This window comes from Leifsonia poae, from assembly GCF_050632865.1.
Classification (GTDB): Bacteria; Actinomycetota; Actinomycetes; order Actinomycetales; family Microbacteriaceae; genus Leifsonia; species Leifsonia poae_B.
Genome location: NZ_JBODSA010000003.1, coordinates 484,319 through 499,164 on the forward strand (window position 1 = coordinate 484,319; position 14,846 = coordinate 499,164).

Consider the following 14,846-nt stretch of genomic DNA (forward strand, 5'->3'; position numbering starts at 1 on the left):
ACGTTCGCTCAGATCCGGCGCCTGGACACCCGAGGGTGCCAGATGCTCCTTAGAAAGGAGGTGATCCAGCCGCACCTTCCGGTACGGCTACCTTGTTACGACTTAGTCCTAATCACCGATCCCACCTTCGACGGCTCCCTCCACAAGGGTTGGGCCACCGGCTTCGGGTGTTACCGACTTTCATGACTTGACGGGCGGTGTGTACAAGGCCCGGGAACGTATTCACCGCAGCGTTGCTGATCTGCGATTACTAGCGACTCCGACTTCATGAGGTCGAGTTGCAGACCTCAATCCGAACTGAGACCGGCTTTTTGGGATTCGCTCCACCTTACGGTATTGCAGCCCTTTGTACCGGCCATTGTAGCATGCGTGAAGCCCAAGACATAAGGGGCATGATGATTTGACGTCATCCCCACCTTCCTCCGAGTTGACCCCGGCAGTCTCCTATGAGTTCCCGCCATTACGCGCTGGCAACATAGAACGAGGGTTGCGCTCGTTGCGGGACTTAACCCAACATCTCACGACACGAGCTGACGACAACCATGCACCACCTGTTCACGAGTGTCCAAAGAGTTGACCATTTCTGGCCCGTTCTCGTGTATGTCAAGCCTTGGTAAGGTTCTTCGCGTTGCATCGAATTAATCCGCATGCTCCGCCGCTTGTGCGGGCCCCCGTCAATTCCTTTGAGTTTTAGCCTTGCGGCCGTACTCCCCAGGCGGGGCGCTTAATGCGTTAGCTGCGACACGGAAACCGTGGAATGGTCCCCACATCTAGCGCCCAACGTTTACGGCGTGGACTACCAGGGTATCTAATCCTGTTCGCTCCCCACGCTTTCGCTCCTCAGCGTCAGTTACGGCCCAGAGAACTGCCTTCGCCATCGGTGTTCCTCCTGATATCTGCGCATTCCACCGCTACACCAGGAATTCCATTCTCCCCTACCGCACTCTAGTCTGCCCGTACCCACTGCAGGCCCGAGGTTGAGCCTCGGGTTTTCACAGCAGACGCGACAGACCGCCTACGAGCTCTTTACGCCCAATAATTCCGGACAACGCTCGCACCCTACGTATTACCGCGGCTGCTGGCACGTAGTTAGCCGGTGCTTTTTCTGCAGGTACCGTCACTTTCGCTTCTTCCCTACTAAAAGAGGTTTACAACCCGAAGGCCGTCATCCCTCACGCGGCGTTGCTGCATCAGGCTTTCGCCCATTGTGCAATATTCCCCACTGCTGCCTCCCGTAGGAGTCTGGGCCGTGTCTCAGTCCCAGTGTGGCCGGTCACCCTCTCAGGCCGGCTACCCGTCGTAGGCTTGGTGGGCCGTTACCTCACCAACTACCTGATAGGCCGCGAGTCCATCCTTGACCGAAATTCTTTCCACGCACAGGAGATGCCTCCGTGCGTCATATCCGGTATTAGCTTCCGTTTCCGGAGGTTATCCCAGAGTCAAGGGCAGGTTACTCACGTGTTACTCACCCGTTCGCCACTAATCCCCTGGAGCAAGCTCCAGGTTCATCGTTCGACTTGCATGTGTTAAGCACGCCGCCAGCGTTCGTCCTGAGCCAGGATCAAACTCTCCGTAAATGTTTAGCTCCGCGGTCGCAAGCGACCGGGAAACATAGTGCAGACTCGGGCCGGAATAGGCCTTCGTACTGCGAGTTTGTCTTGACTAGTTTCGAATATCTACTGACATTCTGTTTCTAATCCAAAGGAATCTCGCATCGACCGCTAGACTAGGTCTAGATGATCAATGCCGAGGTTGTTTGGCATTTGACATTGTGCACGCTGTTGAGTTCTCAAGGATCGGACGCTCTCGCCTTTCAACCTTCCGGCTGTCTCTGCGAGGCAACTTCTCTACCTTACCACTCTCAGTCAGTTTGTCAAGTCGGCCGTTTCGCGCTCTTTCGTTCATCCATCGTGGGATACATCCGATTTGCACGACCCGAACCGGTTAGACCTGCTCAGTGAGTGGGTGTTAATCCTAAGCGCAGCAAGCGAACTTATTCAAGTTCAGGATTGCCGCTAGGCTTTGGATTTGGTCCCGCTTGAGGCCGGGGAGCTCTTCCGCTCTCCCGCACCTTTGGGGTGACAAGTAAGTACTTTACGCAGGCCTCCCGGGGCTCGCAAATTCAGCCCACATCCCGGGCGTGTCGCGCTTGACTTCCGCGGAATCACGCGGATCTTCCCGGTCGCGGCCGGCTCTTCCTCCCCCGAAACGAGAAGAACCCCCTCGGAATCCGTTCGGATCCGAGGGGGTTCTCGTCGTTTCAGGTCTAGTCGATCACAGACCCGAGTAGGCGTGCAGTCCGTGGAAGAAGACGTTCACGATGCCGAAGTTGAACAGCACCGCGGCGAAGCCGATGATCGCCAGCCATGCCGAGCGCGATCCACGCCACCCGCGCGTCGCCCGCGCGTGGATGTATCCGGCGTAGATCACCCAGATGATGAACGTCCAGACTTCCTTGGTGTCCCAACCCCAGTACCGGCCCCATGCCTTCTCGGCCCAGATGGCTCCGGCGATCAGCGTGAAGGTCCAGGCGATGAAGCCGACGATGTTGATCCGGTACGCCAGGTTCTCCAGAGCGACCGAGCTCGGGAGGGTGGCGAGGAACCGGAACTGTTGCGGCCGCGACTCCGCGACCTGGCGTTCGCGCCGGTACTGCAGCAGCTGCAGTCCCGAGAGCGCGAACCCGAGAGCGAAGAACGCCGTGCCCAGCACGGCCACGATGATGTGGATGACGAGCCAGTACGACTGGAGCGCCGGCTGCAACGGCACGACCGGGACGTAGTAGCGCAGCAGCGCGATCCCCTGCAGGACGAGAACGAGTCCCAGGACGAACGTGCCGACATACGTGATCGGCCACTTCAGGTTCGCGATGAGGAACACCCCGATGATGACGAGAGTGCCCGTCATCGAGAACTCCCACATGTTGGCCCAGGGCACACGGGCTGCGGCGATGCCGCGGAGGACCACTGCCACCAGGTGGAAGGCGAAGCCGATGGTCGTGAGCACGAAGGCCCACTTGAGGGATGCCCCTCCCCCGGTGCCGTTCATCACGTCGTCCTCGACGCGGGTGCTGATGCGCGACGACAACCGGCCGAGCGCAGACGACGGAGGCGGCGTCGGCTCGGGCGGCGCACCGCCGATCACCGAGGCTGCGGGAGCGCCGACGGGAGTCGCGACCTCGGCGCGGCGTGCCACCGCGCTCGGGACCACGGCTGCCTCGACAGCGGTCGCTCGCGCGCCGCGCCGGGCGAGGTCGAGCGCGAAGGCGATGAACGCCGCCGCGTAGAGACCCATCGCCGCGTACAAGAACACGGTCGATAGTTGAGCCAAGGTTTCGGTCACGATCCCAGCCTAAGTCGTCGGAGGCCCGGTGAGGGCCCGGGTGTGCTGATCGGCCACGGCCGTCACCGCCGCCAGGAGGTTCGGATCCTCACCGCGGGCAAGGCCCGCGTACTCGAGGGTGAGCGATCCATCCGGATTCTCGATCGCCTTCACCCAGAGCCGGCGGCGCGGGACGAAGAGCGACGTGAGGAGGCCGACGAGGATGAGCACCGCGAAGAGCAGCACCCAGATCTGAGCCGGGTCGTGATGCACCTCGAGGGTGGCGAACCGCTTGACCCCGTCGAGGGAGATCGTCCCGAGTCCGTTCGGGAGCTCGACCGTCTGGCCGGGCTTCAGCTCGAGGGCCTTCGTCTTGGTCGGTGGTCCGGCCAGCTGCTCCAGCGTGTCGGTGTTCAGGCTGTAGACCGACTGCGGCACACCGTCGTCGACACCGAGGTCGCCGGCGTAGACGTTGAGGCTCAGCACCGGGTCGTCGAGCCCGGGGAACTTGGATGCCAGCGCGCCTTGAGCCGTCTGACTGGCGGTGACCGTCGGGTAGAAGAACCCGATCATCCCGACCTGTTCCTTGAGCCCATCGGGGATCTTGACGAACCCGAGAGACGTCAGGTTCGGGTCCGCTTGCGGGATGAACGGCACCGAGTCGTTGAAGACGACCTTGCCGGCGGTGTCCTTGACGGTGATGGTCGGTGCGTAGCCGTTGCCGAGCAGGTAGACGTTCGTGCCGCCGATCGCCAGCGGCTCGTTCACCTTGATCGTGGTGTCGTCCTTCGCGTCTCCCGGACCTGTAGTTGTCACGTGCGCCGTGTAATCGAGGGGCGTACCGATCGCATCCTGGTTCTTGGTCTCGTACCGCACATCCAGCTTGTTCACCGCGATCGAGAAGGGCGCCAGCGAGGCATCGCTGAAGAAGCGCCCGGGGTTGAACGAGTTGTACGACGGCAGGCTGTTCACGAAGCTCTGCCCCTCGACCACGATCTTCTGACCCGTGTAGCCGAAGCCGCCACCGACACCGATCGCCAGGAGCACCCCGAGCAGAGCGATGTGGAACACCAGGTTGCCGGACTCGCGGAGATAGCCGCGCTCGGCGGAGACCGACGTGGACCGCGCATCCTGACACAAGGCGACGCGATAGCGGTTCGCCTTGAGGACGTCCCGGGCCGTCAGGATCGGATCGGCGCTCGCCGTCCGGAGCTCCGCCGGAAGCACGCGGGATTGGAACCCCGCCATGCGCGTCAGGCGCACGGGCGTCTTCGGCGGCTTGGCGCGCATCGCCTCGAAGTGGTGCTTGGTGCGCGGGATGATGCACCCGATCAGGGATGCGAACAGCAGCAGGTAGATGGCCGAGAACCACACCGACGTGTAGACGTCGAATGCCTGCAGCTTGTCGAGCACCGGCGCAAGCGACGGGTTGTCGGTGAAGTACTTGGTGACGCCGTTCGGGTCCGAGCTGCGCTGCGGGACGAGGGATCCGGGAACCGCCGCGATCGCCAGCAGGAGCAGCAGGAACAGCGCGGTGCGCATGCTCGTGAGCTGCCGCCAGAACCAGCGCAGCCAGCCCATCGGGCCGAGCTTCGGCTGGTTGACGTCCGCATCCTCCCTCGGGGGAGCTGCGTCGATGTGATCAGAGGGCCGGCTCAAAACCTTGGATCACCGCCAAGAACTGGGACATGAGCTCGCTCCACAGACCGGTCACCATGAGGATGCCGATGACGACCAGGAGGGCGCCGCCGATGATGTTGATGGCCCGGATGTGGCGCTTCAGGAAGGCGACGGAACCCGCGACCCAGTCGAACCCGAGGGCGACGAGGAGGAACGGGATGCCGAGGCCGATGCAATAGAACAGGCCGAGCAGAGCGCCGCGCCACGGCGAACCGCTCCCGACGCTGAGGGCGCTGATCGCGGCGAGCGTCGGGCCGATGCAAGGCGTCCATCCCAGCCCGAAGACGATGCCGAGCAAGGGGGCGCCGATGAGTCCGGTGGCTGGGCGCCACGTCGGCTTGATCGTCCGTTGCAGGAACGAGAACTGGCCGATGAACACCAGACCCATCACGATGACCAGGCCGCCGAGGATACGGACCACGACGTCCTGCCACCGCACGAGCCAGTAGCCGAGGGCGCCGAACGCCGCGCCGTACGCGATGAAGACGATCGCGAAGCCCAGGATGAACAACGCGACTCCGGTCAGCAGCCGCGACCGGTCGCGCTTCGCTCCCGGGTCGCTGATCCCGCCGACATACGCGAGGTATCCGGGGACCAGTGGCAGGACGCAGGGCGACGCGAACGACACCAATCCTGCGAGGAGTGCGATCGGCAGGGCCAGCAGGAGCTGACCGCTGAAGACGATCTGACCGACGCCGCCCACGTCAGTTCTCGGCCACGGCGTCGGAGATGAGCGTGTCGAGGATGCTCTTGTCGGGGATGGCGCCGAGGATACGGGCGGCCACGCGGCCCTCTTTGTCGACGACCAGCGTCGTTGGCGTCGCCTTGGGCGGAACCGTCTTGCTGAAGGCCAGGAGGACCGAACCGGTGTCGCGGTCGAGCACCGACGGGTAGGTCACTCCCTTGTCCTTCTCGAAGCTCGCGGCGGTCTGCACCGAGTCGTACAGGTTGACCCCGAGGAAGCCGACGCCCTGGGCGGCGTACTTCTCGCTGAGCGACTGGAGGTCGGGCGCTTCGACGCGGCACGGCGGGCAGCCCGCGTACCAGAAGTTGACGACGAGGACCTTGCCCGCGTAGTCCTTCGAGGTCACCGTGTCGCCGTTCTGCAGCTTGCCGCTGAAGGAGACCGGCTCGCCGCGGTTGCCCGCTGCGTACTCGCTGACGGTGCCGTCGCCGGCGATGTAGTTCTGGCCGCTGCCTGAGCGGTACTGATTCGCGAGGCTGTCGTTCGACGTGCAGCCGGTCAGTGCGATGGCGGCCACGGCGACGGCGGCACCCACGGAGAGGATGCGCGAACGGATGCGGGATGCGGCGGTCATACGGCGCCCACATCCGTCGCGCCGACGAGCAGCGCGGCGGCCGGCTCGACGTATCCGGCCTCGGCGTACCGCCGTGAGGCCTCGCTGCGTCCGGGATGGACGGCGACCGGGCCATCGCCGGGACGCGCATCCACCGGCTTCTTCTCGGGCTCGGCGGCGAGCTCGAACGTCGTGATGCTCGAGAGGGCGCAGCGGCGCTTGCGCGGATCGTGCGGGTAGCGCTGACCGGTGATCGACAGGTGGGCGACCCAGACCGGGAGCTGGTGGCTCACGAGGATGACGTCGCCGTCGTCGACCGAGGCGAAGGCGTCATCGATCGCGGCGAGCATCCGGCGCTCGATGCTCGTGTAGGCCTCACCCCAGCTCGGCCGCAGCGGGTTGACGAGGAAGGGCCAGTACTGCGGCTTGCGCACGGCCAGCTTCATCTTGGTGCCCTCGAAGCGGTTGGTGGGCTCGATGATCCGCTCGTCGATCACGGGCTCCAGTCCGAACGCCTCGGCGATCGGCGCCGCCGACTCGCGAGTGCGCTGGAGCGGGGAGACGCGGAGGGCTCGAACAGGGCGGTCACGGGCGACGAGTTCGTCGGCCGCGGCCTGCGCCATGCGGTGGCCGAGTTTGGAGAGGCCGAACCCCGGCAACCTGCCATACAGGATGCCGTCGGGATTGAACACCTCGCCATGACGGACGAGGTGGACCTGGCTCGCTACCACCGCTCCAGTCTACGGAGGGGTTTGCCTTGAATTCACTGAGCGCGGGCGCGCCTGTGGAGGGCGAACTGTCCACAGGCGCGAGGGCGAGCGAGTTATCCCCAGATTCGTTCCTTGCTGCTCTCTCAGGTTGCGCGGCTTCCTAGCGTCGAGTCATGGCCAACGAGGAAGAAGAGGGAGAGGCTCTTGCAGACATTCCCACCCACGACCGCCCACGAGAACGGATGCGACGCCTCGGGATCGGATCGCTCACCGATGACGAAGTGCTCGCACTCGTGCTCGGGTCCGGGCAGACCGGGCGCAGCGTGCTCGCGCTCGCACGATCGGTGCTCCGGAGGACGGGCGGCTTCCCGGGATTGGCGACCATGGACTTCGCACGGCTGGAACGCCTGCCGGGAGTCGGTCCCGCCACCGCGGGACGGCTGGTCGCCATCACCGAGATCTGGCGGCGAGCCGGCGCGCCCGCCGCGTGGACTCGGCTGGTCGACCACAAGACCGTGGCGGAGGTCGTGCGCCCTGAGCTTCTGCACCGCGACAGCGAGCGGTTCGTCGTCGTGGTCGCAGACCGTGCGGCGCGTCCCATCGAGCTCATCCTGCTCCGCGACGGCGGGGTGGATGAGACCTCCATCCAGCCGGCAGATGTGCTGCAGGCGGTCCTCACCCGTGGCGGACGGTCGTTCGCCGTCGCCCACAATCACACGTCGGGGCTTCTCGACGCATCCGTCGCAGACCTCATGCTCACCCGCCGCCTCGACCAGGCGGCCGCGACCCTCGGACTCCGATTCCTGGGCCACATCCTGGTGGCCGGCGACACGTGGACCGCTCTGTCAAACACCGGTTCGGGAGCTACGGGGTCAGGCGCGTCGGTCCGCGGAAGAGATAGGTCGTCTCGCGCAGGTTCGAGAGGTGCAGCATGAGCATCAGGACGCGGGCCAGGCCCATGCCGAACCCACCGTGCGGCGGGATTCCGTAGCGGAAGAACTCGAGGTCGATCTCGTTGGGGTCGAGTCCCTTGTCACGCGCCTGTGCCTCGATGATGTCGACGCGGTGCTCGCGCTGGGCGCCGGTGGAGATCTCGACGCCGTTGAAGATCAGGTCGTAGCTCTTGGTCAGCGACGGGTCGTCCTCGTGACGCATGTGGTAGTACGGCCGGATGGTCGCGGCGTAGTCGGTGAGGAAGACGAACTCGTGGTCGTAGGTCTCCTTGACGTACGAGGAGATCTGACGCTCGCCCTCCGGGTCCATGTCGTCGTCGGCACGCGGGACCTCGTAGCCGCGCTCTGCCACGATGCGCTTGGCCTCCGCCAGCGGGATGCGGGGGAACGGCGTCGCCGGCACGGTGACCTCGACGCCGAACAGGCGCTCGATCTCCTCGCCGTGCTTCTCCTTGACTGCGGTGAAGCCTGCGACGAGCAGTTCCTCGTGCACCTTCATGACATCCTCGTGGCTGTCGATCCAGCTGATCTCGGTGTCGACGCTCGTGAACTCTGTGGCGTGACGGCTCGTGAAGCTCGGGTCGGCGCGGAACGCCGGGCCGATCTCGAACACGCGGCCGAAGCCGGCGGCCTGCGCCATCTGCTTGAAGATCTGGGGGCTCTGGGCGAGGTAGGCCGTGGTCTCGAAGTACGGGAGCTCGAACAGCTCGGCGCGCGACTCGGACGCGGACGCCATGAGCTTCGGCGTGTGGATCTCGATGAAGCCGTTCTCGACCCAGTACTGGCGCAGCGCGTGCTCGAAGGTGGTCTGCACACGGAAGATGAGGTTGTGGCGCGGGTCACGCAGGTCGAGGAAGCGCCAGTCCATGCGCTTGTCGATGCCGCTGTCCGCCGCGATCGGCGTCTCCGGGATGGCCGCGGTCTCGACCTCGAGCGAGGTCAGGCGGATCTCGATGCCGCCGAGCTTGACCCGCTCGTCGTGCTTCAGCTCTCCGGTGGCGCGCACGAAGGTGCCCTGCGAGAGGCCGGAGATCGTGACAGCGGGCTCGTCGGCGACCACGGCGCCGTCTTCGCCGACGGTGCGCGGGTTGACCAGCTGAACCGCGCCCGACTCGTCGCGCAGCACGACGAACTGCACCTTCTTCTGGTCGCGGACGGTCTCGACCCATCCGGCGACGCTCACGGGGCCGTCCGGAAGGGCGGCGAGGTCTTTGATCAGAACGCGTGCTGTCACGAGCCCCAAGCCTACCCGTGCGCCGGGTGTGAGAATGGAGGGACTAGGCACGAAGGAGTAGCCCATGAGTTCCGACGACGTCGTCATCCTGTCCGCCGCCCGAACGCCTCTCGGCAAGATCAAGGGGACGCTCGCGTCGCTGAGCGCCGTTCAGCTCGGCACGATCGCGGTCCGTCAGGCGCTCGAACGCTCCGGCGTAAGCGCGGACGATGTGGACACGGTGATCTTCGGGCAGGTGCTGCAGGCGGGCGCCGGCCAGAACCCCGCACGGCAGACAGCGATCGGCGCGGGAATCGGGTGGGATGTCCCCGCCACGACCATCAACAAGGTCTGCCTGTCCGGGCTGGCGGCGGTCATCGACGCGGCCCGTCTCATCCGGACCGGCGAGGCGACGGTGGTCGTCGCCGGCGGCCAGGAGTCCATGACCAACGCGCCACACATCCTTCCCGGCTCACGGAACGGATGGAACTACGGCTCGATCCAGGCCCTCGACTCGGCGGCCTACGACGGGCTGACCGACGCCTTCGACGGGGAGTCGATGGGTGCGTCGACCGAGAAGTACACGGAGCGACTGGGCCTGCGTCGGGAGGCGCAGGACGAATTCGCGGCGCGCTCCCACCAGCGGGCCGGCAAGGCGGCCTCGGACGGCACCTTCGACGACGAGATCGCGCCCGTCAGCATCCCGCAGCGCAAGGGCGACCCGATCGTCATCAGTACCGACGAGGGCGTCCGCCCGGACTCCACGGCGGAGACGCTGGCCGGGCTGCGGCCGAGCTTCGCAGAGGACGGGACACTGACCGCGGGCAATTCGTCGCCTTTGAGCGACGGCGCGGCCGCGCTCGTGCTGACCAGCCGCGAGAATGCGGAACGGCTGGGGCTCGAGTGGCTGGCGCTCGTCGGGGCGAGCGGCCAAGTGGCCGGGCCCGACAACTCGCTGCATTCGCAGCCGTCGCGCGCGATCGACGCGGCGCTGCGTCGAGCGGGATGGAGCGTGTCCGAGTTGGATCTGATCGAGATCAACGAGGCTTTCGCCGCGGTCGCGTTGCAGTCGATGTCCGACCTCGGGCTCGATCCGGCCAAGGTGAACATTCACGGCGGGGCGATCGCTCTCGGGCACCCCATCGGGGCATCGGGTGCGCGGCTAGCTGGGCATGCGGCCCACGAGCTCGCGCGCCGAGGGTCCGGCCGGGCCGCCGTCGCGCTGTGCGGTGGTGGCGGGCAGGGCGACGCGCTTCTCCTTTACCGCTGAGCCGGAGCGCCCGGTGGGCGTCGCCCGAAGCGCGGTCAGCGCTCGAGGTGGCGCTCCTCCGGGCCGGTGTACTGCGAGAGCGGCCGGATCAGCGAGTTGGCGGCGTACTGCTCGAAGACGTGCGCCGTCCATCCCGCAACCCGGGCCGCCGCGAAAAGCGGCGTGAACGTCTCCGTGTCGAAGCCCATCAGGTTGTAGGCGGGTCCCGACGGGTAGTCGAGGTTGGGCTTGATGTTCTTCCGCTCGGCCATCGCGTTCTCGAGGGCGTCGTAGAGGTCGAGGAGATCCTGCCGGTCGTAGTGGTCGACCAGGGTTACGAGAGCGGCGCGCATGGTCGGCACGCGGGAGTCGCCGTTCTTGTAGACGCGGTGGCCGAAGCCCATGATCTTGCGCTTCTCGGCGAGCGCGGCGTCCAGCCAGTCCGCCGCGCGGTCGGCGCTCCCGATCTCGTCGAAGGCGTGCATGACGGCCTCGTTGGCTCCGCCGTGCAGAGGTCCCTTGAGGGCGCCGATGGCACCGGTGACCGCCGAATAGACATCGGACAACGTGCTCGCGATCACGCGTGCGGTGAAGGTGGAGGCGTTGAAGGAGTGCTCCGCGTACAGCACGAGCGAGACGCGGAACGCGTCGACCACCACGTCGTCCGGCACCTCGCCGAACGTCAGCCAGAGGAAGTTGCGCGAGTAGTCGAGGTCGTCCCGAGGCTCCATCGGCTCGAGCCCCCGGCTCCGGCGCTGGATGTAGGCGACGATCGTCGGCAGTTGGGCGAGCAGATAGATCGCGCGTCCCTCGTTGAGGTCGCGGTCGAGGATGCCGTCGGTCTGCTGGAGGGTCGCGTCCAGGCCGCCCAGCTGGCTCACCGCGGTGCGGAGCGCATCCATCGGGTGCGCCGAAACGGGGATGTCGTCGAGCGCACGGCGCGTGCGGTCGTCGAGGCGCCTGAGGGAGCGCTCCAGGGACTCGAACGCGACGAGTTCGTCGGCGGTCGGAAGCTCCCCGTGCCAGAGCAGCCACGCGACCTCCTCGAAGGAGCAGTACCGGGCGAGCTCCTGGACCGGATAACCACGGTAGAGAAGGGAGTTGGTCTGCGGGTTCACGGAAGAGATCGTCGTCGTGTCGACGACGACTCCGGCCAGTCCCTTGTGGATCTCCGGGTCGGACATCTGAGCTCCTTCGCTGCTGTCGGGGTCGCCGTGCCGGTGGGCCGCCTGAGGCGGTGGCTAGCGGCGCACCTCGAAGTTGTACACCGAGGTGTCGAACGCGTTGTAACCCTCGTAGTCAATCAGGTCGTACAGGTCGGCGCGATGTTGCATCTCGCCCAGGATCGGCTTCAACGTGCCCTCGCCCAGCAGCTGGTCCAGTCCGCGCTCCGCCGCGCCCATCGCCAGCCGGAGCAGGGAGACGGGCCAGATGACGATGTTGACGCCGACGTCGCGCAACTGGTCGACGGTGAAGAGGTCGCTCTTCCCGAACTCCGTCATGTTGGCGAGGATCGGCACATCCACGGCGGCGCGGACGGCCTCGAACTCGGAGAGGTCCGCCATCGCCTCCGGGAAGAGGGCGTCGGCACCGGCGTCGACGAGCGCCTTGGCGCGGTCGATCGAGGCCTGCAGTCCCTCGACGGCACGGATGTCGGTGCGCGCCATGATGAGAAGGTTCGAGTCGCGGCGCGCGTCCACCGCGGCGCGGATGCGCTTCAGGGCGGTGTCCTCGTCGACGACCTGCTTGCCATCGAGATGGCCACAGCGTTTGGGGTTGACCTGGTCCTCGATATGCAGGCCGGCGACCCCGGCGTCTTCGAGCGCCTGCACGGTTCGTGCGACGTTCATCGGTTCGCCGAAGCCGGTATCCGCGTCCACAAGCGCCGCGAGGTCGGTCATCCGCGCGATCTGCGCAGAACGAGCTGCGACCTCGGTCTGGGTGGTGAGACCGATGTCGGGAAGTCCCAGCTCGGCGGACAGGACGGCTCCGGAGATGTAGACGCCTTCGAAGCCCTTGCGTTCGATCAGGCGGGCGCTCAGCGGATTGAATGCCCCCGGCATCCGGACGAGCTCGCCGGACGCCAGTCGGGCACGGAAAGCGGCGCGCTTCTCGTGCGCCGGGATGGTGGAGTAGAGCATGGGTCAGAAAAGTCCCCTCGGAGCAGGGATCGCGTCCAGCAGTCCCGGTCGGGCGGTGATGGTGAGAGCGCCGAGTTCAGCGGCGTTCAGCTCGGGAAGGCGCTGCGCCAGCGCAAGGAAGCGGTCGATCTCCGCCTCCTCCAGGACGCCGGTGGCCAGAGTGCGGAACTTCGAGACGTAGTCGTCGCGGGCGAAGGGACGCGCCCCGAGCGGATGCGCGTCCGCGACGGCGATCTGGTCCTCGATGACCCGGCCGTCGGCCAGTCGGATGACGACCCGCCCGCCGAACGCCTTCTCGTCCGGATCGGTCGAGTGATAGCGGCGGGTCCACTCGGCGTCCTCCGTGGTGGTGACTTTGCCCCACAGCTCCACCGTGTCGGGTCGAGCCGCGCGGCTGGGAAGGTAGGAGTCCACGTGGTGCCAGCCGCCATCCTGCAGAGCCACGGTGAAGATGTACGGGATGCTGTGGTCCAGCGTCTCGCGGGACGCGGTCGGGTCGTACTTCTGCGGGTCGTTCGCTCCCGATCCGATCACGTAGTGGGTGTGGTGGGAGGTGTGGATGACGATGCTCTCCACGCGCGACGGGTCGGCCACCTCCGGGTGCTCCCGGTGCAGTTTGCGCGCCAGGTCGATCCACGCCTGGGCCTGGTACTCGGCCGAGTGCTCCTTGGTGTACGAGTCGAGGATCGCGCGCTTCGCCTCTCCGCGGCCGGGAAGATGGACGTCGTACGAGGCGTCCTTGCCGTCGAGCAGCCAGGCGATGACGCCGTCCTCGCCTTCGTAGATGGGAGTGGGGCTCGTCTCGCCGCGAAGCGCTCGGTCGATCGCCTCGACCGCCATCTTCCCCGCGAAGGCCGGCGCGTGCGCCTTCCAACTCGAGATCTCGCCCTTGCGCGACTGCCGCGTAGCAGTGGTCGTGTGCAGCGCCTGGCCGACCGCCTGGAAGATCGTCTCGGCGGGAAGGCCGAGCAGGGTGCCGATGCCGGCGGCCGCGGACGGCCCGAGATGCGCGACGTGGTCGATCTTGTGGCGGTGGAGGCTGATGGCGCGGGCGAGGTCGATCTGGATCTCGTAACCCGTGGCGATCCCCCGGACGAGATCGCGGCCGGTCAGCCCATAGGCACGCGCAGCGTGCTGCGCGACCGCGGTGATCGGGGGGATGTTGTCACCCGGGTGCGAGTACTCGGCGGCGAGGAACGTGTCGTGATAGTCCAGCTCTCGCACCGCCACGCCGTTCGCCCAGGCCGCCCACTCGGGAGAGACCCGCGTGGTGGGCCACTCGCCGAAGACGGTCGAGCCGTCCTGCGGATGCTGCGCGGAGTCCGTCAGTTCTTCGAGCTGGCGCGACGGAATAGGGTGCGCGAGCGCCTGAGACCGGGCGGAGACGACGGGCTTCCGGGTCAGCGACGCTGCCGCCACCGCGGCGTTGTCGATCACGCGGTTGATCACCATCTCGGTGACCTCGGCTTCAACCTCCACCGGGTCGGTCGCCACCTCGGCGATCTTCCAGGCGAGCTGGTCCTGGCGAGCCAGGTTCTCCTCGCTGCTGTGCACACGGACGTTGTGGAGCTTCACGTTACGAACCTACCTCCCCTACGCTCGGCACATGGTTCCCGGCCCTTCCCTGCTCGCCTTCGCGCTGGCGTCGCTCGCCCTCATCGTCATCCCCGGGCCGAGCGTGCTGTTCGTGATCGGCCGGTCCCTGGCGCTGGGCCGCCTGGGCGGGCTGCTGAGCGTGCTCGGGAACGCGCTGGGGATGCTGCCGCTGGCGATCGCGGTCGCGCTCGGGATCGGTGCGATCGTGGCGCAGTCCCTGGTGCTGTTCACAGTCATCAAGTTCGTCGGTGCGGCATACCTGGTGTACCTCGGCGTGCAGGCGATCCGGCACCGTCGCCATACGACGGTCACGCACGAGGCGACCCCGCCGCAGAAGTCGCGCTGGCGCATCCTGAGCGAAGGGTTCGTCGTCGGGCTCACGAACCCCAAGTCGCTGGTGTTCTTCGTCGCGGTGCTTCCGCAGTTCGTCGACTACCACGCGGGCGCGATCCCCCTGCAGCTGTTCGAGCTGGGTGTGGTCTTCCTGGTGCTGGCTCTGATCTTCGACAGCGTCTGGGCGCTCGCGGCCGGGACGGCGCGGCAGTGGTTCGGCCGTTCGCCCAAGCGGGTGGAGCGGCTGGGCGCGACCGGAGGCGTGCTGATGATCGGGCTGGGAGGGGTGCTCGCCTTCACCGGCGTCAAGCACTGACGAGCACGCGCCAGTGCCTGACGCCGAGAGGCGGAG

Annotated in this window: 12 protein-coding genes and 1 rRNA gene; 3 read left to right on the top strand and 10 right to left on the bottom strand. The window is 66.4% G+C overall.

Translation table 11 applies throughout. The features are described 5' to 3' along the window. Positions 1 to 53: 53 nt before the first annotated feature. The 6 genes from ACRAWB_RS12470 to ACRAWB_RS12495 form a co-directional block, all read right to left on the bottom strand. Positions 54 to 1,577: ribosomal RNA gene (locus ACRAWB_RS12470) — 16S ribosomal RNA — on the bottom strand. A 697-nt stretch (positions 1,578 to 2,274) separates the two neighbouring features. After that, positions 2,275 to 3,342, bottom strand: a complete 1,068-nt coding sequence (gene ccsB / locus ACRAWB_RS12475; RefSeq protein ID WP_363806585.1) for a c-type cytochrome biogenesis protein CcsB — start codon at positions 3,340 to 3,342, stop codon at positions 2,275 to 2,277. Positions 3,343 to 3,351: 9 nt separating this feature from the next. Beyond that, the gene (resB, locus tag ACRAWB_RS12480) at positions 3,352 to 4,980 is read right to left on the bottom strand and encodes a cytochrome c biogenesis protein ResB (protein ID WP_431353615.1); all 1,629 of its coding nucleotides are present in this window, start codon (positions 4,978 to 4,980) and stop codon (positions 3,352 to 3,354) included. Further along, positions 4,964 to 5,704 carry a cytochrome c biogenesis CcdA family protein gene (locus ACRAWB_RS12485; RefSeq protein WP_431353616.1) on the bottom strand — a complete coding sequence of 247 codons (741 nt, stop codon included), beginning with the start codon at positions 5,702 to 5,704 and terminating at the stop codon, positions 4,964 to 4,966. Before ACRAWB_RS12485 ends, resB begins: the two co-directional genes overlap by 17 nt. A 1-nt stretch (position 5,705) precedes the next feature. Further along, complete coding sequence (locus ACRAWB_RS12490) at positions 5,706 to 6,320, bottom strand: peroxiredoxin family protein (protein WP_431353617.1); 615 nt, start codon at positions 6,318 to 6,320, stop codon at positions 5,706 to 5,708. Next, positions 6,317 to 7,030 carry a histidine phosphatase family protein gene (locus tag ACRAWB_RS12495; protein WP_431353618.1) on the bottom strand — a complete coding sequence of 238 codons (714 nt, stop codon included), beginning with the start codon at positions 7,028 to 7,030 and terminating at the stop codon, positions 6,317 to 6,319. The genes ACRAWB_RS12490 and ACRAWB_RS12495 overlap by 4 nt, the downstream gene beginning before the upstream one ends. 152 nt (positions 7,031 to 7,182) lie before the next feature. On the opposite strand from ACRAWB_RS12495, the gene ACRAWB_RS12500 reads away from it, so the two are divergent. After that, positions 7,183 to 7,944, top strand: a complete 762-nt coding sequence (locus ACRAWB_RS12500; RefSeq protein ID WP_431353619.1) for a JAB domain-containing protein — start codon at positions 7,183 to 7,185, stop codon at positions 7,942 to 7,944. On the opposite strand, the gene aspS is transcribed toward ACRAWB_RS12500, so the two are convergent. Then, positions 7,874 to 9,196 carry an aspartate--tRNA(Asn) ligase gene (aspS, locus tag ACRAWB_RS12505; RefSeq protein ID WP_431353620.1) on the bottom strand — a complete coding sequence of 441 codons (1,323 nt, stop codon included), beginning with the start codon at positions 9,194 to 9,196 and terminating at the stop codon, positions 7,874 to 7,876. The two genes, ACRAWB_RS12500 and aspS, sit on opposite strands and share 71 nt — an antisense overlap. Before the next feature lie 64 nt (positions 9,197 to 9,260). On the opposite strand from aspS, the gene ACRAWB_RS12510 reads away from it, so the two are divergent. After that, a complete protein-coding gene (locus ACRAWB_RS12510; protein ID WP_431353621.1) occupies positions 9,261 to 10,445 on the top strand; it encodes an acetyl-CoA C-acetyltransferase in 1,185 nt (394 codons plus the stop codon). A gap of 35 nt (positions 10,446 to 10,480) precedes the next feature. On the opposite strand, the gene ACRAWB_RS12515 is transcribed toward ACRAWB_RS12510, so the two are convergent. From ACRAWB_RS12515 to ACRAWB_RS12525, 3 genes are read right to left on the bottom strand one after another with little or no spacing between them, the layout of a single operon-like run. Beyond that, entirely contained in the window at positions 10,481 to 11,608 is a 1,128-nt protein-coding gene (locus ACRAWB_RS12515; RefSeq protein ID WP_431353622.1) for a bifunctional 2-methylcitrate synthase/citrate synthase, read from the bottom strand. 57 nt (positions 11,609 to 11,665) lie between these two features. Next, positions 11,666 to 12,565: a methylisocitrate lyase gene (gene prpB / locus ACRAWB_RS12520; protein ID WP_431353623.1), complete on the bottom strand. Its 900-nt coding sequence runs from the start codon at positions 12,563 to 12,565 to the stop codon at positions 11,666 to 11,668. Positions 12,566 to 12,568: 3 nt separating this feature from the next. Beyond that, the gene (locus ACRAWB_RS12525; RefSeq protein WP_431353624.1) at positions 12,569 to 14,140 is read right to left on the bottom strand and encodes an MmgE/PrpD family protein; all 1,572 of its coding nucleotides are present in this window, start codon (positions 14,138 to 14,140) and stop codon (positions 12,569 to 12,571) included. Positions 14,141 to 14,171: 31 nt separating this feature from the next. On the opposite strand from ACRAWB_RS12525, the gene ACRAWB_RS12530 reads away from it, so the two are divergent. After that, positions 14,172 to 14,810, top strand: coding sequence for a LysE family translocator (locus tag ACRAWB_RS12530; protein WP_431353625.1), 639 nt, complete (start codon positions 14,172 to 14,174; stop codon positions 14,808 to 14,810). Positions 14,811 to 14,846 lie beyond the last annotated feature (36 nt).

Excerpts from the sequence above, each read along its gene's own strand:
- ACRAWB_RS12490 (WP_431353617.1), bottom strand. The coding sequence starts at position 6,320 with ATGACCGCCGCATCCCGCATCCGTTCGCGCATCCTCTCCGTGGGTGCC.
- ACRAWB_RS12500 (WP_431353619.1), top strand. The coding sequence starts at position 7,183 with ATGGCCAACGAGGAAGAAGAGGGAGAGGCTCTTGCAGACATTCCCACC.
- ACRAWB_RS12510 (WP_431353621.1), top strand. The coding sequence starts at position 9,261 with ATGAGTTCCGACGACGTCGTCATCCTGTCCGCCGCCCGAACGCCTCTC.
- ACRAWB_RS12515 (WP_431353622.1), bottom strand. The coding sequence starts at position 11,608 with ATGTCCGACCCGGAGATCCACAAGGGACTGGCCGGAGTCGTCGTCGAC.
- prpB (WP_431353623.1), bottom strand. The coding sequence starts at position 12,565 with ATGCTCTACTCCACCATCCCGGCGCACGAGAAGCGCGCCGCTTTCCGT.
- ACRAWB_RS12530 (WP_431353625.1), top strand. The coding sequence starts at position 14,172 with ATGGTTCCCGGCCCTTCCCTGCTCGCCTTCGCGCTGGCGTCGCTCGCC.